Annotated in this window: 15 protein-coding genes; 5 read left to right on the top strand and 10 right to left on the bottom strand. The window is 44.7% G+C overall.

Annotation, left to right across the window (positions count from 1 at the left end; genetic code table 11):
* The first annotated feature begins 172 nt into the window (after positions 1-172).
* Positions 173-517 carry an arsenate reductase (glutaredoxin) gene (gene arsC / locus Q0668_RS11585; protein ID WP_298864548.1) on the top strand — a complete coding sequence of 115 codons (345 nt, stop codon included), beginning with the start codon at positions 173-175 and terminating at the stop codon, positions 515-517.
* 39 nt (positions 518-556) lie between these two features.
* On the opposite strand, the gene Q0668_RS11590 is transcribed toward arsC, so the two are convergent.
* Positions 557-1,213 carry a zinc ribbon domain-containing protein gene (locus Q0668_RS11590; protein WP_298864550.1) on the bottom strand — a complete coding sequence of 219 codons (657 nt, stop codon included), beginning with the start codon at positions 1,211-1,213 and terminating at the stop codon, positions 557-559.
* 290 nt (positions 1,214-1,503) lie between these two features.
* Here Q0668_RS11590 and Q0668_RS11595 point away from each other — a divergent pair, with 290 nt between their 5' ends.
* Positions 1,504-2,817 (top strand): Gfo/Idh/MocA family oxidoreductase, encoded by a 1,314-nt coding sequence (locus tag Q0668_RS11595; RefSeq protein ID WP_298864552.1) that lies wholly within the window; start codon positions 1,504-1,506, stop codon positions 2,815-2,817.
* Between the two features lie 92 nt (positions 2,818-2,909).
* Here the strand turns inward: Q0668_RS11595 and Q0668_RS11600 are convergent, their stop codons facing one another.
* The 7 genes from Q0668_RS11600 to Q0668_RS11630 form a co-directional block, all read right to left on the bottom strand.
* Positions 2,910-4,031: a type II secretion system F family protein gene (locus Q0668_RS11600; RefSeq protein WP_298864554.1), complete on the bottom strand. Its 1,122-nt coding sequence runs from the start codon at positions 4,029-4,031 to the stop codon at positions 2,910-2,912.
* Positions 4,032-4,079: 48 nt separating this feature from the next.
* Entirely contained in the window at positions 4,080-4,940 is an 861-nt protein-coding gene (locus Q0668_RS11605) for a type II secretion system F family protein (protein WP_298864555.1), read from the bottom strand.
* Between the two features lie 11 nt (positions 4,941-4,951).
* Positions 4,952-6,304 (bottom strand): CpaF family protein, encoded by a 1,353-nt coding sequence (locus Q0668_RS11610; protein WP_298864557.1) that lies wholly within the window; start codon positions 6,302-6,304, stop codon positions 4,952-4,954.
* A gap of 14 nt (positions 6,305-6,318) precedes the next feature.
* Positions 6,319-7,578 carry a hypothetical protein gene (locus tag Q0668_RS11615; RefSeq protein WP_298864559.1) on the bottom strand — a complete coding sequence of 420 codons (1,260 nt, stop codon included), beginning with the start codon at positions 7,576-7,578 and terminating at the stop codon, positions 6,319-6,321.
* Positions 7,579-7,643: 65 nt separating this feature from the next.
* Positions 7,644-8,798 carry a Flp pilus assembly protein CpaB gene (cpaB, locus tag Q0668_RS11620; RefSeq protein WP_298864561.1) on the bottom strand — a complete coding sequence of 385 codons (1,155 nt, stop codon included), beginning with the start codon at positions 8,796-8,798 and terminating at the stop codon, positions 7,644-7,646.
* A gap of 50 nt (positions 8,799-8,848) precedes the next feature.
* Positions 8,849-9,265 carry a TadE/TadG family type IV pilus assembly protein gene (locus Q0668_RS11625; protein WP_298864563.1) on the bottom strand — a complete coding sequence of 139 codons (417 nt, stop codon included), beginning with the start codon at positions 9,263-9,265 and terminating at the stop codon, positions 8,849-8,851.
* A gap of 53 nt (positions 9,266-9,318) precedes the next feature.
* Positions 9,319-9,891 carry a prepilin peptidase gene (locus Q0668_RS11630; protein ID WP_298864565.1) on the bottom strand — a complete coding sequence of 191 codons (573 nt, stop codon included), beginning with the start codon at positions 9,889-9,891 and terminating at the stop codon, positions 9,319-9,321.
* 628 nt (positions 9,892-10,519) lie between these two features.
* Between Q0668_RS11630 and Q0668_RS11635 the strand changes: the two genes are divergently transcribed.
* From Q0668_RS11635 to Q0668_RS11645, 3 genes are all read left to right on the top strand, one after another.
* Positions 10,520-11,305, top strand: coding sequence for an inositol monophosphatase family protein (locus tag Q0668_RS11635; RefSeq protein ID WP_298864567.1), 786 nt, complete (start codon positions 10,520-10,522; stop codon positions 11,303-11,305).
* Between the two features lie 254 nt (positions 11,306-11,559).
* On the top strand, positions 11,560-14,982 hold the full coding sequence (locus Q0668_RS11640) for a hypothetical protein (protein WP_298864569.1): 3,423 nt from the start codon (positions 11,560-11,562) through the stop codon (positions 14,980-14,982).
* Positions 14,979-21,641, top strand: coding sequence for a hypothetical protein (locus Q0668_RS11645; RefSeq protein WP_298864571.1), 6,663 nt, complete (start codon positions 14,979-14,981; stop codon positions 21,639-21,641). The genes Q0668_RS11640 and Q0668_RS11645 overlap by 4 nt, the downstream gene beginning before the upstream one ends.
* A 102-nt stretch (positions 21,642-21,743) precedes the next feature.
* On the opposite strand, the gene Q0668_RS11650 is transcribed toward Q0668_RS11645, so the two are convergent.
* Both Q0668_RS11650 and Q0668_RS11655 read right to left on the bottom strand, forming a co-directional pair.
* On the bottom strand, positions 21,744-23,738 hold the full coding sequence (locus Q0668_RS11650; protein ID WP_298864574.1) for a PDZ domain-containing protein: 1,995 nt from the start codon (positions 23,736-23,738) through the stop codon (positions 21,744-21,746).
* A gap of 21 nt (positions 23,739-23,759) precedes the next feature.
* Entirely contained in the window at positions 23,760-24,788 is a 1,029-nt protein-coding gene (locus tag Q0668_RS11655; protein ID WP_298864576.1) for a S1C family serine protease, read from the bottom strand.
* Positions 24,789-24,810: the final 22 nt, after the last annotated feature.

Raw genomic sequence — 24,810 nt, forward strand, 5'->3', positions numbered from 1 at the left:
ACCAGATCATGACTTCAGAAATCGAAGAGCATGAACTTATAAATGAAGAGTTGCTGTCACAACTTTATCAGAAACCCTCTGATCGGTGGGATGTCTATGAATTGAATTCCCAACTGCCTGAAGTCGTAGCACAATTTTCTGCCTTGCTAGATGAAAAAAAGAACGAAGCACCATGATGAAAATCTATCATAATCCGCGTTGTGGAAAGAGTCGGCAGACATTGGCCTTAATTCAAGAGGCCGGTCTCCAGATAGAAGTGATCGAATATCTGAAAACGCCACCAGACGTGGAAGAATTGGATTCCATTTTGAAAAAGCTGAAAATGGAACCATGTGATTTAATGCGGAAAGGTGAAGCGATTTACCGCGAACTGAAACTGGCAGAGAAGGAACTCTCACGTGAAGAAGCCATCTCGATAATGGTGGCGAATCCGAAATTGATAGAGCGTCCCATCGTAATCAAAGGCCAAAACGCTGTTCTCGGAAGGCCTCCTGAAAACGTGAAAACACTGCTCTAATCAGGAAAAATTCTGACTTGTCCAGGCACCCGCTTCGATCTATGACATATTTCGACCCACAAGAAAACCGATTGAGAATGTCAACGCAGCCAGGGTAAGTAGAATAAAAACCCAGGTACCTGTGGGCAGTTCAAACTTGACGGAACGTTTTAACCGACTTCTCTTTTTTTCTGCTAAAACATTCGAAGCACGTTTCTGTGCCAGGCTGGCCAGACTTTCTAATTCCTGTTCGTGGTTGATCTCAGAGGGGTTAGCAGTATCAACCTGCAACTGGCTGACCGGAGCCACAGGAGTTTCAGGATGTTGAGCCAGATCTACTTCCTCCCGTTGTGGGGGGGCAACGATCTGATTGGTTGGTTGAACTTTGACTGCTTGAAATTCCTGTTCTAACACCGGTGCTATTACCTGTGATTTGGTGGCTACAGAAACCGGAGCCTGCAACGGGAGAGCTTGTTCTGCCTGCTCTTCTTTTTCGACGATTACATTGGCACCTATTCCTGCCAGTTCATCCAGAGCATTTGTTAGTTCGGCATCTTTCAGATCTAACCTGGGTAGAGGAATGGGGGCAATCGCTCCATCCAATCCGGGAACGCGAACCGACAATCCGCAAGTCGGGCAGTCGACCACTTCCCCCGCTTTGGAGCGAGAAATTCCCATCAGTTGTTCACAATGTTGGCATCGAAATTTGATAGGCATACTGAAATTTCTTTAGATTAACGATAAGAACCGCCACTCGTGGCGTTTTTGTTGTAGAGGTACATATTCTATTAACGCTCCAAACCCATCTTAAACTACAGGAATTCAGGCCAGGATACCTTTTATGGCGTTAACATGTGACAGAAGTACAAGCTCTCGGTAGAATAGAAAGATATCAAATTCGATTTTACCCGCTATAATCATAGACAGTCAGTTGTGCAGAATAAATCCATGAATGGAAATTATTCAAAAGTTCTGATCTCTCCAAGGTTTACTGCAAGAGGTTTTTTGTGGACGTAGAGGAATTTCTGAAACGAGACGTCAATCGCCGCCAGTTCCTGGATCGGAGTGCGCGAAATGCCGCCGGTATGGCTGCCGGTGTTGTCGGATTATCCACAAATATGACGCTGGCAAACAGTTCACCTAATGAGCGCGTCGTTTTGGCCGGCATGGGTATCCGCGGACAGGGGAAATTTCTGACAACCAGCATGGCCGGATTTCCCGATGTTCAGTTCAAAACGATTTGTGACGTTGATGAATCAGTTGCACCAGCGGCTCTTAAGTCGATTGAAAAAGAGCAGGGTGTGGCACCTCAATTTGTAACCGATTTTCGTAAAGTTCTAGATGATCCGGAAATTGATGGAGTCGTGATAGCGACGCCCGATCATTGGCATGCACTGATGGCGATCATGGCTTGTCAGGCTGGAAAAGATGTCTACGTTGAAAAACCGGTTTCACACAATCTGACGGAAGGGTTAAAGATTGTCGAGGCAGCACGAAAACACCAGCGCGTGGTTCAATCAGGAATCCATCAGCGCAGTGGGGCGCATTTCCAATCCGCCGTCGATTATGTCCAGAGTGGAAAACTGGGTGAAGTCAAACTGGCCAAAGCCTGGATCATTCATCGACGGAAACCAATCGGTAAAAAGAAAAATACGTCTGTGCCTGCAGGGGTAGATTATGACCTTTGGTTAGGGCCTGCTGCCAACCGTCCTTTTAACCCGAATCGATTTCATTATAACTGGCACTGGTTCTGGGATTATGGGACCGGTGAGATGGGGAACTGGGGCGTGCATATGCTTGATATTGCACGCTGGGGGCTCGGTGTTGATTTGCCAGAGAGAATCTCTGCATCAGGCGGAAAATATTTCTTTGACGATGATCAGGAAACACCGGATACCCAGGTGGTTCAATACAATTATGCAAAGAAGACAATCATCTGGGAGCATCGTCTCTGGAGTGCACATGGCATGGAAGGCCGCAACGCCGCTGCCGCCTTTTATGGCGATCAGGGAACTCTTGTCGTTGATCGAGGGGGCTGGAAAGTTTATGACCAGAAAGAAGCAGTCACCTCCGGTACCAGCGATCAGGCGGCAACGCATCATCGCAATTTTATAGATTGCATCAAAACGCGAAATAAACCAACTTCAGATATCGAGATCGGCCACATTTCCAGTGCGTTATGTCACTTGGGAAATATCGCTTACCGGGCGGGCCATGAGATCCAATTTGATGCAAAGCAAAATCGTGTGCTGGGAAATCAACAGGCAAATGCACTACTGGGGCGTGAATACCGGCAAGCCTGGGAACTGCCTCAGGTCTAAATCGCAATCGGTAGAATCCATTCCGAACAAAAAAATAACTTCCTGACAGTTGAAAGTACTGCCAGGAAGTTTTTTTTCGTAGATGAACTCGCTTATTGTTGGTTACCCACCTGCTGATACAGGTCTGTTGTCGTATTGAGACTATCGCTTCCACCAGCCTGGAAGAAGTCAGATAATTCTACAATCGCCGGTCCCAACAGGAAAATATAAATTGCGGGCATCAAGCAGAACACGGTTGGAAAGAGCAGTTTAAACGTTGCTTTATTCGCTTTTTCGTCAGCACGTTGCTGCAGACTCTCGCGGATGTTATCACTGTATTCCTGCAAAGCCGAGGTGACATCGGTTCCCATTTGATCGGTTTGAATCAATAGAGACGCAAACGAATGGACTTCCGGGACATCGATACGTTTACTGAAATTGGAGAGTGCTTGCGAAAATGTTCCGATGGATGATTGTTCGATGACGATTCTTAACTCATGTGCCAATGCCGGATAAACTTTTCCCAGTTCAGTACCGACTCGCTTTAACGCTTGAGGAACCATCATCCCCTGGGACACGCACATGTTTAACATGTCCAACATGTCAGGGATACCCTGTTCGATTTCACTTCTTCGGTCAGTGGCCTGACCAGTTACAACCAGAAAGGGAACCGCCCAGACCAGGACTGGCACCACAATCATGGCGATCAGGATGGGGATTTCAAATCGTTCCGGAGACAGAATTAAAGCTGCACCGAAGAAAAAGATGGTTCCCAGAATCGCAAGATAGCGAATGGCCGAAAAGTTCTGCAATGCGTGTGGTTGATAATAACCGGCAGCCTGCAACTCTGTTTTGGTTTTGGAACGCCGTGTATCAGATTCGGGCATCATCTCCGCCAGAGCTGGCGTCGCTGAACCGAATACAAAGTCATCAGTTCCCATCGCGGGAACATCTCCAGCTTCTACCTGAGGCAATGTCGTCTCGGCATTCTTACCGGTTGTGTTGACATTGGAAAACAGTTGATGATTTTCCCATGTCGCAGACGTAGAAGTCGAGGAGGATGCTGAAGGCATTAACGAAAGTTTTTCAGGTGTGGTTTCCACTTCCTGAGTTTCGTGCTTTACAGATTCCGTCGTTGACTCAGTAGATCGGTTGCGAATGATGCGATACAACATCCAGAGAATGGTGATACCACAAACTGCATAAAATACTGTGATTGTTGTTGGTGTAAACATAGGATTGCCCTCGCCGTTAACCGGCAGGTCTCATTATTTTTAGTTTGATCAGGAACGTTGACTTGTTTTCAAAACTCTCAGCACCCAAAAAGATCCAATAACTTGTAATGCAATAGCGGTAAAGGTTGCTGCCCGTCCCCACGATGAAGCCATTAACGTTGTTAAATATGTAGAATCGCGTAAAATGAAGAAGCCCAAAATCAAAGGTGGCAGCATAATCATCAAGACGGCTGTGGCACGGCTACCGGCAGTAGCAGTACGTAATCGACCCAAAAATAACATACGGTCGCGGATCGTTCTTGCCAGTCGTTCGAGAACTTTAACCAGGTCACCCCCAGTCTCCTGATGCACAATTAAGGCCATCGAAAGAATGTTCAAGCTGGTAACGCCCGTTCGTTCGAACAGTCCGTCCAGGGCATCTTTCATGGAAACACCCATTTGTAACCGACGTGAAGATTCTTTGAGTTCATTCCCTAACGGTGCGGGTGTTTTTTCAGAGACATCAATGAAACAGTGTGTCAGGCTGCGTCCCGTCTTGGCGGCACGAGCTAATTCATCAATCATGTCAGAAAGCTGTTCGTTGATACGTTTTTGACGTTGGCCGCGACGGAAAATCAGATAGACGATCGGAGCAATTCCCCCCAGCATAAACGCTATAGATGCTGTCAGAAAATTTTCCTGCAAAATGAACATCAATCCGCCTAACAGCAGTGAGGTCATCAAGCAGAAAAACAGAACAATGCCCGGGTCAGCTGTGATTCCGGAATGGATGACCAATTCGTCAAATCCACCATTCACACGGTTACCGATTTGTTTGGAATCGGTGGTGGCGTATTTATTTCGATCTCGGAGGATGTCCGAATAATCATCTGTCGAAATGTTGGTATTAATTGCGGCGTCAGTTGCCATTGATCAATCTCCTATTCATCCCGCTTGTCTGATTGACTGTCATTTAATTCTAATTCACGGGCCTGAAAAAGATCATCTAAGTCATTAAAGTTAGTTTGTGTTAACCAGTTCATGGCAACAGGATGGTGCCCGGTTGCATAAAATGAACCATTCACATTCCCTTGTTTATCAACGTCGGTAATGCGATAGACGAACAGGTCTTCCACCATGTATTCACCATTCTGGAAACCGATCAATTCTGATATACGCATCACTTTTCGCTTACCATTGGGAAGTCGAGTAATATGTACCAGCAAGTGAACAGCCGAGGCGATATATCGACGGGCAATTGAGTTGGGAAGTTCCGCACCAGATAACGCGATCATCAATTCCAGTCGGTCTAATGCATCACGGGTATCATTCGCGTGAACGGTACTCATGGAGCCATCGTGACCGGTATTCATGGCCTGGAGCATTTCCAAAACTTCACCGCCGCGAGATTCCCCAACGATAATTCGATCTGGCCGCATTCGCAGACTGTTTTTCAACAAGTCCCGCTGATCAATTTCTCCCTGACCTTCAATGTTAGAAGGTCTGGCTTCCAGTGAAACCACATCCGGCTGCTGAAGTTGTAATTCTGCTGTCTGTTCGATGGTCACAATTCGTTCTTTACCAGAAATATAACGACTGAGGTTATTCAACAGCGTTGTTTTTCCAGCACCTGTACCACCACTAATCAGAATATTAAGTCGTCCCTGGACGGCAATTTCCAGAAATTTTGCCATGTCGGGGGCCAATGATCCCATCTTAACCATATCATCGAACAGTAAAGCGTTCGTTCGAAAACGACGAATGGAAAGTGTAGGACCCTTTAAAGCCAATGGTGGAATTACGGCATTTAAACGAGAACCATCTGGAAGCTTGGCGTCAACCATCGGTGAGACTTCGTCAATTCGTCGTCCCGCACGACCTACCAGACGATGAATTAACTGGAGCAAATGCTCGTCATCAGCAAAACTGATATCAGTTTGTTCCAGAACACCATTGCGTTCAATAAATACCTTGTCGGCACCATTGACCAGCACATCGCTGATATCAGGATCGCTCATCAATGGCTCCAGTGGACCAAAACCGTAGATCTCGTCCAGGATCTCACGGACCATAACATCACGGTTCTTCTGATCCAGCGAAATTTCCTGCTGCAAACATAAATGCTCTGCCAGACCACGCAATTTAATGCGTAAATCGTTTTCCGGCAGTTCACCTGCTTTGGAAAAATCGATGGCGTCAACCATCTGGCGATGCAGTTGTGTCTTCAGCCTCTGAAAGGCTTTTTTCGCTTCGGCAGTTGAACTGGCAACTGTAGTTTCACTTTGTAATACCATTTTAATCTCCGCCCTTACTGGGTCAGATAAAGCTTGTAAATGTATTTGTTTTTACGTTGTTGATCGTCGTCTGTTTTGGTTTTCGAATTTGAGGCAGATGGACTGTCCGTTTCAGGCGGCTTACCTTTGGCCAGAATTCCCGTGCGCGTCGTCATCACTCCAGGTTGAAGGATGATTTCACTTGTCTGGTTCTCTAGTCGTTTAATCGACATGATCCTGCCTGCGACCATGTTCGTACAGTCCGCAAGTCCTGTATGGGATCGGGATGATGACTCAACCTTGTCATACAAAAAACAAATCCGACACTGTCCCGTCATCTTCTGAAATGCGTCCAGTTCATTGTCTTCTAGTTCAGGACTGCAATTCACTTGAATCGGCCCTGTATTAAATATTAGCTCGCCGTGATAGTGTTTCAGATCCTGCTTTGTCAGCCCTGATAATATTTGCCTCTCAACAGATTCAGAATTATGAAGTGAGCCAAAATCGAGGAGTTGCAGATTGGCATCTGAAATATTTCCCCGTCGTGGTTTTCCTGTAAGTAGTATTTCCGGTATGCCATCTGAACCACGCGTGACCGTTTTTGTATCCGGGTTATATCGATATTCATCCTTGCCTTTTTTCTGATCAATCTGCAGTTCCCAGGTCTCCGTATGTTTTCCTGAAGGATCGTTTTTCAGAATCGCCAGCGGAAATGCAGGAACAGACACATTTGCAAAAGGTCGAACACCAATAATGTGGTTGTCAATCGTTGCCTCAATTTGTGCGCCCGTCGTTCCCGGATTTGTACTTGTGAATTCAGACACGAAATCTGCTACCGGATTATTAAGGCGACTCATTTGATGAGTCTTCAATTGAATGCTCATTGGCTGATGATCGGTTTGAAGAAATTTATTGATACCCGTATCAGCCACAGGGATCGATTTTCCAAAAAACAAATTTTCATCTTTAACCAGTGGAATACCAATTCTATGTCCTGCAACAGTATTTAGAATAATTGCACGATTGGCTGCCTTTTCTGCCCGCTCCATCAGGGTCTGGTAATTTGGTTTTTCTTTTAGTAAGTCATCTGCTGCCAGTTCCTGCCCGGCTGCTAAGACTGCTGTTTCGATACACGTTGTTACCTCCAGAGACGCAGCATCCAGCCAGAGTCGATTCACTACCAGCGATATACCAGCCAATACGACAAGCAGCACCATTGCGGCCAGAGGGGTGATGACCCCTCGTCGGCCGACGGTTTGTGAGACTGTGATGTGAGATCGTTGGTAACGTTTCATGAGTATCTATTTCAGCAATCATCAACAACAGAGATAGAGAAAACAGTTCCTGATTCCATGACGGCTTAACGTCCTGCGGTCCGGTTTTGTGGAAATGAACGTGTGTTGGAACGTTGTTGAGTCGCAGGTGCGCCCGGTGAATTGGGAGGATTCTGAGGACTGTGTTGTGCAGTTGGTCCACCCGCATCTGAAGCACCAGGAGCCTGACCGTTTGGAGCACTAATAGAACGTCCATCGGTATCATATCCCTGACCGCCGCCCCAATCCGGATTCAGATATCCGCCAGAATTGAATCCACCGCGACCACCACGGTTGTAACTGTTGTAATCGCCAACTCGCAAACCGTTTTTATCAAATCGGTTCACGCTACGACTGGAACCATAATAGCCCTCTATTTCGAATGGTTTCTCAGGTTCTTTCTCTTTCGGTTTTTTCGGTGTTTTTAATCCGAGGATTTCATACAGCGTTGCTTTATCCGCATTGTTGATAGCCACGCCTCCATTTCCCTTACCTTCGGGAGTATAGCTCATCGTAATTTCACCGCGATCGCTGGCGAGAATCATGATATTGGCTTGTTCCGGCGTGAGTTCAAGTGTGACATTGGTACCTCGTCTGGAACTGCTGTTTTGTGTGTAACTGCGGTTAATCGCAATGACCTTCACACCTTTGAATAAGGTCAGCGTCATCCCACCATTCATACGTTTGTCGTTATTCAATCCCGAAGGAGTCATGTGGACATCAACATACTCTCCCGGTTTGATTAATCCATCAACGAGATCAACCGATGATTCAAGAGAGACTGAGATCGCCCGCATACCCGGTTCGACTTTAATCGCAGGTGTCTCACCTGCAGGATAGAGTTGACCCGTTGAAATGGGAGTGGCAGCCGGAATTTTCTCTTTGACAATTCGACCGACAATGACACGATTTGATGTCATCATTTCTGGTTTCAGATTTTTGATAGCGATAGGACCGAGACCCAGGTGATCTTCAGTCACCAAAGTACCTGGCTCCAACACACTAATCGCCATAGGGATGTTTCGAGTTGCCACAGGCGGTGCTTCGACTTTTCCCGCCAGTAATCTTTTTCCGATATAGGCAGCAATCAATATTCCAAAGACACCAAACATCAACAGTGTCACTTTTGCAGGGGTCAGGCTTTTCACCGGATCAATCTCCCGTAACTTGATGAAGCAGAGGAATTTCCCGGCTTCCAACATTCCCTCCTGTTAAATCGTCGGAGGGCTACACGATTATTTTCCAATAAAAATTACTCTCGAATCATTCTTGTTTCGGAGTACAAATTTTGTCCTTTTAAGTCATAGCCAATCGGCCAAAGCAGATTCGGAGAAGCCAGAGTCATCGGAATGCTGACAGCAACCGTGACCACATCACCTGAATTTTCTCCCATCTCAGCTTGAATGACTGCTCCCTGTCCCAGTTGTGGCGGCAGGATTTTCAGTACTTCTTGTTCAATATTTTGCTGCGTAACGCCGGGCAGTGTTGCCAGACGGGCACCAATGCGACTGGCTTCAACAACATCCGCACGTGCATAAAACAGGAGTGTAAACTCCAACAGCGCGAACATGACAATGCCAAAAATCGGTAACACCAGAGCAAGTTCCATGCTCAGGAAACCTGATCGTTTTGTTTGCTTTTTATGTTTTTGAATTCGTTTCAACTTCATAGCAGAAATGCTTTCATCGATTTCTTAATACGATGGTTTTCCATAATTCATAATTAATTGAGTACCACAGATTTAATAACCATCCAGGTAGTAACACTCCAGGTTGCTAATACAACAGGAAGTGCAAAAGGCATCAGGCCTCGTTTCTTTTTTTGTTCCATTGTTTCGGGCACATATTTTTTCTTCTTACCTTTAAATGATTTGCCCGTTGCCAGATATTGTTCTTTTGTTTTTTTGGCTCCACGTCTGAATACACTCCATGCCAGGATCGCAAATGAACCGACTAGAACAAACAGCGTGCCTACAATCATGACGGCAAGTGTTGCTTTAAAGCCTAACCAGATTGATAAGGCCCCCATCATTTTTACATCTCCTGCAGCACCACTACCCACGAGCCAAATCAGGAAAAAAGATCCAAAACCCGCGACAAAACCCAGTCCGCCATACATTAATCCCTCCCAGCCATTGAAAACAGCTTGATAGACAATGCCTAACACAAAGAAGGGAACGGTTAAGACGTTGTAAATTTTTCTTGCTTTGTAATCCGTAATGGCTGCGATGACCGTAAAGATTCCGACGCTGATTGCCATGATGTAAAGCGAAAGCTCTGTTAACGGAAAATCCATTGGTTTTATTCTCAATCAAGTTATCTGGTTATGGAAATACTGTCTGTTAAGGCAGATAAGGGATTTAGTAAAACTATATTGAACCTGACACTGCGTGTTGAAAATATACCTCATGTTTCTAACCTGATACTTTCAATCTGAAAAAAAACCACAGCTTGTCTTGTTTCCCTGTTTTCATTGAGCAACATCAATCACTGGAATTGATAAATCTGTTGTGATTGCTGCAATACTTATAATCACTCAAATCGTTAAGATGTGATTGCCGCGCACGGTGCAGAGCGATGTTGCATCGAATTCAAAATGAAGGAGTTATGAAGTGCTCCGGATCTGAATGACGCAACCGGTTGTGATTGTTCAGAGTCAGCAAAGTTAAAGTCAAAAAGCCGGGTCATTGCCAGTGATCCGCAAAGAAATGAAAGTATTGTGAATTCAAGGATCTGACGGTTCACGAGCGAATGAATGATTCCTAAAATAGGATCAGATCGGTTCTTTATTAAAATCCCGATAACCGGACTAAATCGTGGAGATTTTCTCTGGTACCAATTCCCACCTGGCAAAACGACTTTCTGATTCTGAATGCCTTGCTGAGAACGGGAAATCAAAATCGAGTTTCACGGAAGGTTTAACATTGAATTCTACTGAATTAATAGATACCGCCGAGACGGCTGCCCGCCTGGGAGCAAAATGTCTGCTGGACTGGGTTGATGAATTTCGCGTCTCAGAAAAAGGCAGAGCGGATCTGGTGACGGATGCAGACTTCGCTTCGCAAACTGCGATTGTGAACCATATCAATGAGCGTTATCCGACTCACCACATGCTTGGAGAAGAGGGATTATCCCGTGGGGAAGGGGAATCAGACTATCGTTGGGTCATTGATCCGCTGGATGGCACATCAAATTATGTGCATGGATTTCCCTACTATTGTGTCTCAATTGGCTTGGAATTTCAGGGTAAACTGGTGTTAGGAGTGGTTTATGACCCGAATCGCGATGAGATGTTCTCAGCCTTTCGTGACCAGGGTGCCAAATTGAATGGAAAATCAATCAGCCCATCAACCATCAAGTCTTTAGATCAGGCGATGTTAATGGCAAGTTTGCCTGTCGGAACTAATGGGCAAGGTATCGCCGTCGATCGATTTTTACGAGTTCTTCCCGTAGCACAGGCATTACAACGAACCGGCTCCGCTGCGTTAAACTTATGTTATGTCTCTGCGGGGCGAATTGAAGGTTATTGGTCCAGCACTTTAAAACCCTGGGATATGGCAGCCGGAGTTCTGATTTGCAGAGAATCGGGGGGCACCGTATCGTCCATCGAAGACGCAGGCTTTTCCATTGAAAAACCGAGTATTTTGGCAACAAATGGAACAAATATTCATGCTGAATTGCAATCGTTGCTGATAGATACGGTTTTTTAGTCAGCTTTGAGATTCCTGCTTTAATGTGCCAAAAAACGACGTATGATATAAAGAGAGAAATGCGTTCTTATATCATGTTCCGTTTATACAAGCGAACATTGATTCGAGGCGCGTTTGTCGTTGATCGATTCTTTTCGATCAACCGAATGGGGGAAGTTACTGGGACCCGTATTTGAATCAGCTCCCTTGCAAGCAAAGAGTTGAATCCATTCACAGTTTCCCTGTTCCCGTACAAATGGGATCGATTAGTGGTTATGTCATATCTTATACGATTACTCCTGCTCTTTTTGGGGCTGCCTTTGCTGCTGTTATCTGGCGTAGAAAATACGTCTTATAATCTATATGCACAAAAACAGTCTTCCGAGAGAGACAGTGCGAGGAATGACAAACCGAAAACTGGTTCCGGAACGAAAGAACTCAAATCCCCTCTGGATGCAGAAAAGCGTCCGGGTTCAGGTCTAAGTGCTTCCGATTTGAAAAAAAACATTCCCAAAAAAATGAGCCAGGAAAAAAACTCGACGAAACAAGGAGTGTTTTTTAAGGGCGCGGATGGTCAATTTTATCCTTTACCAAATCTGAGTTTAGATCAGATACGTGAGTATCTGAAACAGAAACAGATTAGTCAGACGGAGCCCTCCCCCGAGTTTGCGGTATCATCAGTTTCACTGACAGGCACAATCAAAGAAGATCGTGCGATTCTGGATGCGCGGATTGTTGTATTAATTAACGAAGAAAACAAATGGGTTCGCGTTCCGGTCAAACTCAATGAAGCGATCTTCCTCAAAACGAGTTATGTTGGCGAAGGGGAGTCAAGCCCGGGTGGATTTAATCGAACGGAAGGATATCTCTGGTGGTTTCGGGGGAAGGGAACTCATGAAATCAATCTGACATTAAGTATTTCGCTCAAGCAACAACTACCTTCCAGACGTCTGCAATTATTATTACCGCAAACTGCCGTCAGTAATTTGCAGCTAAAAGTTCCGTTATCTCAAATCAGTCTTGAGGTCCCCGCCGGAGTTGCTGTTTCGAAAAAGACAATTTCAGAAAATCAGAGTCTGGTAGAAATGTTCGGACTGGGAGATCAGCTCGATCTTTCCTGGCAGCCTATTCCTGATGAGAAGAAAGTAGAAACGGTTTTACAGGCCGAGACTTTGCTGACAGCAGATTTTACATCAGACTCGGTATTGTTGAACGCCACACAGTCGATCAAAGCTCTAACGGGAAGTTTTCAAACGGTACAAGTCAGGTTACCAGATCGGTTTCGATTACTCGATGTGAAATGTAAAGATTATAAAAGCCATAAATTAGCAAAAGGGAATCTGATTGAAGTCTCTCTGATTGAACCGACCGTCGGCCCGATAGAAATTCAATGGACTCTTGAAACCGATTTTCCAGAAGAGAACGGCCACTTTTTAATCGATGGTTTTGATGTAAGTCGTGCCAAAAGACAGACGGGTTTGATAGATATTCAGACACTTGACGGATATCGTATTTTTCGGACAGAAGGTCAAAATCGATTTGTTTATCAAATTAAAGCCAATCAAAAAGATTTTGACAGTTCATATCGCTTTCTGAAACAGCCATTTCAATTGCCTCTGAATATTGAGAGAGTCAAACCTTACTTCTCCGCCAAGCCTTTTTATCTGGTGCAGATGTTTGGAAACAGGGCTGAATTTGATGCACGCATTCAAATAGATGTATTTCAAGGTGCATTGGACAAGGTCTCATTAAACTGGCCTCAGCAAGCAAAAGAGGGTTGGGAACTGGAATTAATGCAGGAACCTTCCCTGACGGAAGCCATTGAGCTAGACCAGAGTCAGCCGGGAAAAATTAACATTAATTTGTTGAAACGTTCCAAAGGGAAATTTGAAATCACATTTCGCGCCCGGCGCCCTGTGATTGCCGATCAGGAACCATTTAATTTTACGCTTCCCGAAATCGAAGCACCCAGTCTTTCCGCAACATCACTGGTGATTGCCAATGATGTTAACGTCGTGACCGATTTGACTCCTTCTCTCAAAACGCAGGTTCTTTCTTCACCACTTGTGCAAATGGAAAAGTTCGTTTTGCCTGCGGAAGTCAAAACACTTCGCAAAAATGAATTTCAGATACAACCGGGTGTCAACGAATTTTCGGCTGTCGTTTCGATTCATAACCAGGAGATTACCACGACCAGCGCAGCGCAACTGGAGATCGATGGTTCTGAAGTGCACGTCGAACAGGAAATTCAATATCAGATTGAATATGAACCACTGTCTGAGGTAAGGCTGCTGGTACCATTGTCTTTGAAGAATCGCGTCAATTTTTATCTGGACGAAGAGCAAAATCCTCTGGTTCCGACTTGGATATCAGACAATGCCGACCCCGTTCAAAATGCCCGACTATCATTGCGAAGTAAAAAACTGGGGCCAGTGAAAATAACAGCCGTATATTTGTTACCTCAGAGTTCACAAACTGAGTTGTCTGTCCCCTTGATTCGTTCGGATGATGCTGCCTTTTCAGAAAGCCAGTTCGAGCTCTCAGTGAAGGATGAAGAGGATTCAAGATATCTCGAAATTGAAAGCATGGATACCGCATGGCAACAACAGTTGGCCATGAATAATAATGCATTCTGGAGGGCCGTTGATCCAAAGGCAGATATCAATCTCAAACTGAAAAAAAGTGAATCGGGAGCATTGTTTTCCTATTCTGTCAGTCAGGCATGGATTGATTGCAGCATCGACTCATCAGGTTTTTATCAGGCGCGCGCTCAGTATCAGTTTCCTGTTTCGCCTCGATTACTTTCTTTCCAAGTGCCGGAACAAGCTAAAATTAAAATTGAAAATATCTGGTGGAACAATCAGCAAACGACATTCAGCCTGGTTCAAGGTAGTTTGAATGAGTACCAGATCAGTCTACCGGTGGTCCAGGGCAAAGAAAACTCATCTCATATTCTCACGATTGATTATGGTTCTACTAAACATCAGCGTGATTCACTCTTTAGCTCTTTGACAGTTGCCGCTCCCGAATTTTCAGATAATCTGTGGGTAGAGAAGACAAACTGGAAAATTAGTCTACCCAATAACCAGCATCTTTTCACGATCCCACCCGGATACACGCCCCAGTATCATTGGGAAAACCAAGGCGTTTTCTGGTCGCGCCATTTTTCAGGTAAAAATAAGATTCCGATTTCATTTAAAAATACGCCTCAACTAAAAGATGATTTTGTTGGAGTAAATGACTACCAGTTTTATCGACTTGGTCCGGTAACCGCATTAGAGTTTCGTGCTTTATCTCGTTCGATGATTGTCTTCATTGGCGCCGGAACATCTTTACTACTCGGCTTTATTTTAATGAGCATCTCACCACTCAGAAGTGTTTTGATGTTATTGATTATCATGACGGCTGTATCTGCCGTCGCGTTATGGTATGCCGCTCCCGTAGAAGTGCTGTTACAGCCTGCCGTCTTTGGGTTGCTATTAGCGATTATCGCGGCGTTCATTAATGGATCTTCGAGAAAACGTAGAGAATCAAAGCAGTTGACGCTTTCGGCACCCAGCGATTTTATTCCCCCTCCTTCATATTCAGAACGCATTCAGCCTTCAGAAGTAGATCCTGAAGATATTACGGCTGTTAGACCAGGTTCTGAATTGATTGAGAAACCCGTCTCATCATCTGAAGCCGGGGCACAGCTATGAGTATCTTCCCTGGAATCGAGAGGAGGCAGAGTTTCGCTTTCAAAGCGGCCTGTCTCTTACTCAGCGGAATTTCAATTTTATCGCTGACAGGTTATTCAGAAGCTGCCGATAACCATGTTATCAATCTTTCGCCTGCTTTAAAAATTAGAGAAGTCGTGGTCTCTGGAAGCGATACAACGCAATGGCCTCGGGGAAACTGGTATCCGGTTCCATTAAAAAAATACGATTTGCTCAAAAAGACAGCTCTGTTAAAAAAAAATACACCGCCAAATTCCTGGATTCAGGAAGCCACCTATGAGGCTACATTAGAAGGTGACCAACTGACTCATGGCCGTCTGAACTATCTCTTGCATTGTTCCAGAAATGAGCCGGGGTTTATTAATCTTTCCAAATTGAATCTGGCGATTCACGAATTGAAATGGGGTAACCAGGATGCAGTCTGGGGACTGGCGCCTGATCAAAAAACGCTGCTGTTGATTGATCATTTTAATGAGCCCTTATCAGGAGCGTGGAGTTTGAAAGGCAGGGAACTGCCTCATCGAATGGAGTTTTCTTTCCAACTACCCGAATCTGTTGTCTCACGTGTGCATCTTAAGATTCCTCAAGGTATGGTGCTTACAACATCTGTCGGTTATGTATCGGGACCAGTCAAATCTGATGTGCAAAAATATGATTTGTGGCAGATTGAACTTGGTGGGCAGTCTCAGTTTCAAGCAGTCATACATCATAATCAAAAACTGAAAAAATCGCCGACGCAGATTCTTTACCACCAATTTGCACAAGTTGGTATCCGGGAAGATGGTCTAAGGTTAAGGGAAGACTTTCAGATTGAAGTGCTCAATCAGCCTGTCAAAAAACTGGAGTTTGGAGCTTCCACTGACTATGAAATTTATTCTGTCACTCTGGGAAATGATCTCTCCTTACCATTTGAGATCAAAAAACAGAAAGACCGAAATCTGATTATTGTGGATTTGATAGATCCACTGATAGGAATCAGTCGACCTTTGTCTGTGCGCGCATTGGCTTCTCCTGCCTTAGAACGAGAAATTACAATCCCCCGCCTGAAGTTCAAACATGCCCATTTTTTGGGAGGAACAGTTCATCTTGATATCTCTGCTCCGTTAGAAACACATGAAATCCAATTAACTGATCTACGACAAACGGGAGTACTCATTCAGGATGAACAGGGGGAAGCATATGATTTCAAGCAGTATTCACCGGATGCACGTTTAATCTATCGATTGGCCTTACCGGACCTCAATCTTTCAGCCCGAGTTCAGAGTCTGATTCGTATGGAAGACAAAGTCTGGAAAATGAAGTCGCAAATCCACTGGGCTTCAACAGCTGGATCAACTTACAGGCTTGAATCGATGATTCCTGCCGGATGGGAAATCACTCAGGTAAACAGTCTGGCCGAGCAGAATTCAGGCGATCTGGTATGGGATGTGGAGCGGAGTGCGAAACAGCAAAAATTAAGTGTTCGACTACCTGGTGCTGTGACGCCGGAAGCCCCTTATTCACTTGAAATTCAAGCCCGGCGATTAATTCCAGTCGCAAATCGAGTCATCGAATTGTACGGAGTCAACCCGTTGGGATGTGATAACGTAGATCAAATTTTAGAATTAGATGCCTCTTCGGAAATGGTAAAGCTCTTTGATCCTGGTAAAGAAGTAGAAGAGTTGGTTGCCAGTGATCTTCCAAAAAAGTGGAATTTATCCTCTTCAAAAACAGGTGCGTCTCGGTATTTCCATCTTGCTCCTTATTCCGGTTTCCGATGGGGGGCATTAAATTTTTCGAAGGTAGACCAGACACTTCAAGTCATCGCCAGTAGTTATATCGCGCTGAATAAAGATGTCGTTCAGGAAAATTTTATATTGAATTGCGTGCCAGTCTCTCGCGGGATGAAACGAGTGCTAGTTTACCTCTCTGAACCAGGGGAATCAGTGGAATGGTCAATGAATACAGGAAGTGGTTTACAGTTGAGCCTGACGAGCCAAAAACTTCCCGTCTCAAGACACCAAAAGTGGCAGCTTCCCAAGACTGGCGAACTTTGGGAGCTGAAGCTCTCAGCCCCCGTGTTTAAAGAGCTGGAACTTCGTGGGGAACGTCGTCGGCCCTTTCTCGAAAGTGTCAAAGCAGCATTGATTTATGTTCCACAGGCGAATCCTTTTAGAGGAGTCGTTCGTGTATTAAATTCCAACGAGTTGAATTTACGTATGAAAACAGAAGGTCTATTCACGGCTCCTGGGACAGAGAACAAGCCAGCCGTACAGCGTACTCAGCGAAATTATGAGTGGGAATATGAATGGCCACTCGGGGCATTAACAATTACGCGCTCCTCGGAGATTTCTGACAGCAGTTTAGATCAGGGCACTGCAACTGTGGTTGTCGATACGAAATTTGGGCATGGAACAGGAGAGCCTGATGTGCATCTGGCGAAGGTCTCCCTCGATTTATCGAGTACTTTTGATGATAAATTCATTTTTCGTTTTCCATCAGATGTAAAACTGATATCAACGACTGTAGACGAACGAAGAATTACTCCCATCGAAGCAGAGGGCCAATATTTAGTGCCATTATTTGATCAGTTAGATTCCTATCAGATCACCATTCAATATCAGACTCCTTCTGTTCCAGACCAACTTACGGCGATGCGCAAGATTCCCTTCCCCCAAATCAGTCAAAGGGTCCTGGAAACAGATTGGAATTTGACTCTTCCTGAGGGGACTCGCTTAATCAGAGGCCCGGTGGGGATGGTCTTACAAGAATCCTTACCGGAAGAATCAATGGCTCGAAGATTCTTTGGAATTCTTGGAAAAAAACAGAGTGTAAATCCACATGCGGAAACGAGCTGGAGTGCTGTGAATTTATTTCCCGTGCGATTTGGCACATTGGAAACTTCGAATTCAGATCAAGCCAATATTATTTCGTGGATGGTCTTTCTTCTCACAATGATTACAGGATTGCTATTGCGAATGTTACGTTTCAGCATTCGCAATAAACTCTGTGTGATGGTCGCTTTAGTCTCTTTGGTATTTTCCTGGATCTTCCCATTTGCTTTAGCTCAAATCGCAGGCAGTTGTTTCACGGGCATCTTGATTGTCATGTTAATACCCCGCCGATTTCTCTGGCAGGAAACAAAAATACTTACAGAAGATCAAAGTACAAAAGCCTATCGGAAACCTGTTTCCTCAATATATTCAGCAACTCAATATTTGATCATCACAATGCTTGGGATTTCCGCTTCCGGATACGCTCAAGATTTACCAAATAAAGTGATAGTAACCAGCGAGAATCAATCAACGGAAACCAGAACAGAATTAGTCCTCCTGCCTGAAACACCCGCATCAAGGACAGAATCTATTGCCTATCTCACACCTGATTTACTTCAGGAGCTGGAGAGTATTGTAAAGGAAAATGAGCAGCCCGAATATCTGCTATCCTCTGCGTTCTACGAAGGAGACATACGAGATAATCAACTACTGACGGTTAAGGCAGTCTTCCAGGTGAAAATTCCTTTAGCCAATCCTTCAGCAATGATTCACTTGCCCATCAATGGTGGGAATTTGAGCGGTCCAGATTCCTGTAAGGTCGATGGGAATGTCGTCCCTGTATTATTAGGTGCTGATAAACAAAGTATTTTGGTGAACGTGAATAATGTAAAAATTCCAATATCTAAAAGAGATTCTCAAAAGACGGAGCCAGTCGAGGCTCAAAAACCGGTCTCGCCTATTGCATTCCAGGATCACAAAATTGAACTGGTCTTGCATCCTGCTGTGAAATTCAGTGCAACCAGTGGGCAGTTTGAAATCGGGATTCCTCGAATCTCGAAAAGTCATATTAGTTTACAGTTCAAAGACGCAATATACCTTGTTGAAATTAATGAGACTGCTGGTGTATCAAAATATCAGTTGGCAGAAAAAAAACAGTTTTCCACTTTTCTAAAAGAAAATTCGATATTGAAAGTAAAATGGCAAACCAGCCAGGATTCGGAAGAGAGCCCCTTAAACCTGGAAGCAGCAATTTTAACGAATGTGGAAGTGTCTCCAACTCTGATCCACCTGGATGTCCAGGCTAGCTATAAAGTGCTCGAAGGTAAGGTCGATTATTTGTTATGGAAAATTCCACAGGGCACAATACTTCGGAGCGTGAAGTCTCCAGGCATGACGGTCATACCTGCATTGAGTCCTGCAGTCAGCAATAACTACCGAGAGTTACTACTTGAATTACCTGAACCTAAGACCGGGGAATTCGTAATCAATGCCACATTTGATTTGCCCGCTGATTCGCCCCTGATGTCTGCCAGTATCCCTCCCCTGGATTTTAGTTCCGGGAAGATCAATTCTAAAAATTCAGAGATGAAAGTAAATTCACATATTGTTGGAGTACGCACTGGTCCTGAATTTGAACTTGAAATGGTGAAAACGTTGCCAGAAGGTGTGCTGTCAGTTTCATCCAAAACTCCCAGTAAGCAAATAGAAGAAAGTATTCTAAAATCTTCAGAACTGTTATTTCAGGTGAATAAACCCGCTCCGATTTTCCTGGAACTTGAGTCCAAAAATCCTGAACGAACCGCACGAATAAATCAAACTGCTATTATAAACCAAAAAAATATCGATTGGACTTTCTCCGCGGAGATTCGAATCAGTCAAGCTCCCGCATTTCGCCACACTCTGATTGTCCCGAAAGAACTCAATATCGAATCGCTGTCAGTCAAAGAAGAAGATGTCGATCGACTTGCACATTGGCATCGCGTGGGAAATAAGATCACCCTGTTCTTAAAAAATAAAACGTCCGGCTTGCAGGACCTGACACTCAAAGGCTGGCTGCCAGTAAGGAAATATGGGGCGATTGTTATTCCGAGTATTCAAATTGAAGAATCTGTAATTGAAGACTCACTTTTGACGATATACAAAAAACCTCAAATCGATGTGCAGATGACGTCAACACATTATCGTCGAATAGAAGAAGATGCGGCGCAAACCGCACCAGCCACAGATTCGATTTCATTTGTGGGACGATTTCAAGAAACCGATTCTACAAATGAGCCAATCACTCTTCTCGTCAAGCTGCAGGATTTGATGATCGCTGCCGACTCCTTGACGATTGTCGATGCGTTAGAAGATCAAAAAATTGAAGTGACGCAGACATTACATTTTTTACTGCCTGCGTCTGACATGAAAAAACTGATTTTGTTGATCCCCGCAGAGTATGCTGGCGAATATATTATCGATGGTATGCCGTATGAAGTTCAGGAAAAAACTCCCACTGGCCAGCAGAGAGTGGTGTTACTACCGAAGACCTCTGAAACCAATGAAAAAACAGTCATCATCAGAGCGACTCTTCCCAAGCCGATGAATGAATTGATTGTTACTCCTGTAACGCTGGAAAATTCAAAATTACAGAATAACTATCTCCTGCTTTCTTCCAAACCAGAATTTCTGTTGAATGATAAAAAAAACAAGAAAACGGTACCACCAAAAAAAATTCCAACTTGGATTCAGGCCAGATGTGATGCCTCACCTGATTTAGATTGCGGGCGTTTATTTACGTCTACGCAATTGCCCTGGAAGTTGATCTCAGCGGGCAAGTCGAGCGATGATTTGATTCCCTTTCTTGAAACGCAAATCATTTTGGGAGAACAGGGTGCGGTCAATGGAATGACTCAAATCAAATTGTTCAATCAAAGTAGACACGAATTGAAATTGGAGTGGCCAGAGAAAACTAAGTTGATCGCGATTATGATTAACGGTGAAAGCGATGCCACGCTCAAGCAGGAAATGGGAGAGCTGGCAATTCCTTTAAACGGCGGTCCTCGTTTGATGAATCTGACTGTCTTTTGGGAATCTTATCAGATAGATCATGAATATTTTGTTGAGAAAATCAGGCTGCAAATGCCACGACCAGCAAATTATGAATTTGATAATCATCTCGTCAAAATCATCTCCTCTGAGAGAAATCAGACATTTTTATCAAGCGATGTAACCCCCTTTCAATATTTAGCAGACAAATTGTCTGCACAACTCAAAATTGCAGAAATTGAACTGGAACTTGGGACAAACTTTAAAGTCTCTCAATCAACGTGGGGAGAAATTGAGGATGAGTATAATCAGCTTGAATTGATTCTTGCTGATTATAGTAATGATAGTCAGGGAACGAGTGAAAAACTGAATCGTATGAGTAGTTTGAAACAACGTGTCTCCAAATTAAAACAATTCGTAGCAACGGACGCAGAGCTGACTGGGCAAGAGCAACCGTTCGTGAATCACTTTCAGCAAAAATTAGGACCGGATGCGGTACAGAAAGTGCGATATTATTCCAGTTCAGAAAATTCAAATCCTGAACAGGCTGTATTGACAGCCTGGGTCATTCCCAAACACTATCTTGATATTGCAGTGGCCTGTTTAAGCCTGTTGATTCTGCTGCCCGTTCTAAGCAGGTGTATTCAACCTCGATCTGCTGATTGGCTGAATGCCCACCCGATGATAGGCCTTTTGGTACTGGGATTGATCTGGATGCTCTTTTTATCGCCACAATATATCGGGGTGGGAATCATTGCGATGGCTGTCTACATGGCGTTCAAAACGAATCAAACCATTACTCTCAGTACAACACAGGCAGCTGCAAGTTCTCCAGGAACTCAAATTATAAAAGAGTAGTGGAAACTCTGTTGAAGATTGCATCGCATGTGAGAAATGATTCGTGCAATCACAGACGATTTGCCACAGACGATCTACAACAGACGATCTACAACAGGTAAGCTAGATCCGATCCAGACTATCTGCCCAACGGCCAATTTCTTCTAAATGTGGTTTCTCAAGATAGTCACCTGCTGGTTTATCATTTTTAATCATTTGAAAGACGGTCGGGTAATTCATCTTCCGCAGAGCTTCTATCTGTGGTTGTAGTAATTTATTAAAAGGGTTATTCGCGTTGAGGGCAAAGTAAAAACTCAAGGGAAAATCAGGGTCTGTTTCAGGAGGCTGGTCTCGAATCGAAGAGGCGGAGACGGCAACGCCGCGGAATAGTTCTCGATACTTAAAAGCCAGATGGAAAGCAAATTCACTTCCGTTGGCATGGCTGATCAAAAAGATCCGTTTTGAATCAATCGCATATCGGGTTTTTATAGATTCTACGACTTCCTTGACAAACTCTGCTTCGTCTCGATTCCAACGAATGACATCTTCTGCGGATGGTCCAACCATGATAATTCCCCGTTGTTCACAAATACTCTTCCACTCTTTTAAGATAGTAGATTCCATTGTGTTACCCGGCGGGTGAATCCAGACCATCAAACCATACTGATAACTGGGGGCGTAGTTTTCGGGAACATAAACCCAGGATTTCTGGTCATCGCCGGGAAGTTGATCTTTAAAATGTCCTACCTTAATATTTTGCTGCTCATTTTTCGCAGCTATTCTGGAGGGAAGTACCTGGGTTGGCAGTGAGGATTCAACAGTGTGTGGAGTCGATTGCAAAGTGACCTTCAGTTTCAACTGCTTTTGATCGCGTAAAATCAATAGCTCCGCCGGATCACTGGGGCGTAAGTGATTGACCATGGATGTCAGAGATTCTGAATTGGCAATTTTTTGCTGATTGAATTCCAGGATTCGGTCATTTGATTTTAAACCAGCTTTCGCAGCGGCAGATTTAGAAAACACATACCGCACACCAACTCCTGCAACCTGAGAATTTGTAGTGCGTTGAGGAAGAATGCCCAGAAATCCCGATTCAAATGGTACGAGTTTTTCCACCAGAGTAACTTGAAAAGTCTGAGGTTCACTGGAACCCTCTCTGGTGATTGTCAAGCTGGCTGACTCCCCCGCATATTTTCTCATCAGTATCTGTTTGATCTGCGAATGCATTTTTGTCGTTTGGCCATCAAACTTAATAACAGTGTCTCCCGCTTTGAGACCTGCCTCTTGTGCAGGGCTCCCATACCGGACGCGATCCAACTTCATGTCGGTTGACAGATCCCCTTTTCCGCTCAGGGTGATTCCTAATTTGCCGGGGTGTAAATCTTTTCCGGTATTCAGTCGGGGAATAATTTTTAGCACATCATACATGGGAATCGCGAATCCAATTCCTGAATCATACCATTCCACGCCTGCTGTTTCACCGGTTGCTCCTGGAGAAAGGGGCACGAGAATTCCCATCACGCGACCATTGATATCCACTAGTGGGCCGCCATAATTGATCGGTGATATCTTGGCATCTGTCTGGATCGCTTTACCCCAGATTCTTCCTAAAGCGCTGACAATCCCGACAGAAATACTCGGCTGATCCAGATCAAAAGTACGTCCAAGTGCAATGGACCACATTCCCACCTGAAGTTCGTTTTCGGGAACACCTAAAGGAACCGGCAGATTTTGTGCGCCAATTTTTAACAGAGTCAACATCTTCAGGTGGTCAGTGGCAACGACCTGCGCGGGAAAACGGCGACCATCGGGCAATGTGATCAGAATCGACGAAGGTTTTCCAATAAAGTTGAAGGCACTGGAAATGATCAAACCATCTCGACTGACAATCACGCCGGATGTAGGGCCAGTTCCTGTAATTAGTTTTCCCACACGATCCTGACCACCCACAGTTTCAATTCTGACAATAGAGGGGTTCACAAACGCAGCCCCCTGTTTGAACGCGCGTTCTTCCAGCGCTTCCAGATCAGGTGTTGGAGTCTGGGCAGAGAGGCTTTGGACCTGCATGCTGCAGATCAAAGCGAACAGGATCAAAACTTTTGAGATGATGTGTGGCATATTTCTTCGATTGGTAATCAGTTATTTGTTTTCGGGTGGTACCTGTAATTCGAGTGAGATCAATTGATTATCACGTCGAACGACCAGACGTAGTAGATCACCGGATTCCAGCTTTCCCAGCTCGGTTTTTAATGTTTTACATGACTTAATAAGTTCATCATTCACGAAAACAACCAGATCGTCGGGGCGGAGACCTGCTTTGGCTACTAATGAGCCGGGAAGCACACTGTCGATGAAAGCCGGTGTTCGGTAGAGGACATCCGGCACCATGACCAGACCGAAATCGACAGGGCGATATCGATCTGGTGCCTCTGTTTCTGGTTTCTTCTGATTTTCACTGGATTCATATTTTCCAGTAATGATCTGCTCAATACTTTTACTTAATACATCAATGGGCAGGGAATAGTTAACCCATGTGCTGGTTTTTGCATTGCGAACCTGTTTGCCGATCATGCCCAGGAGTTTTCCATCGTAAGTTAAAATTGCACCTCCGGCGGCACCCGGGTTATTGGTTATGGCATCCACAACATAAACGTCACCCTTATACGAAAGTTCGAATGCCCCTCGTCTGCGCGGTAATTCTGTGCGTGCTTCAATCACCCCATGCAGGACAGACACCGATTCATCTCCGGTCGCTACACGAAACATATTACTAAAGCCCAAAATTCGTGTTCCCGCACCTGCAATTGTTTTATGTTGATAATCAAAATAGGGGAGTTTGAGTTCGTGTTCTGATTTCAGCTTGATGATAGCCAGATCCAGATGTGGTTCGGCTCCGAGGACTTCTGCTTCAAAGCGGCGTCCATCATGCAGTACGACAGACAGCCGATCGGTATCAAGCACGGGACTCCAGATGGTGGCAATATGCCCCTGTGGTGATACGAGAAAACCGGTACTGTATCCATAGAGGTTTTTAACGCCACCTGCTCCAAAGATCTTTACCAGTCGAGGCAAGGCGTGTTGAATTGTTGCTTGTGAGGATGCCTGTGCCGAGAGCGGAACTGTCAGGGCAGAAGTAATCAGGCACAAACAAACAAATGCAGATTTCACGGTATTTTCTTTCATCACAAAT

The sequence above is a fragment of the uncultured Gimesia sp. genome (assembly GCF_937910335.1).
In the GTDB taxonomy this organism is placed as follows: domain Bacteria; phylum Planctomycetota; class Planctomycetia; order Planctomycetales; family Planctomycetaceae; genus Gimesia.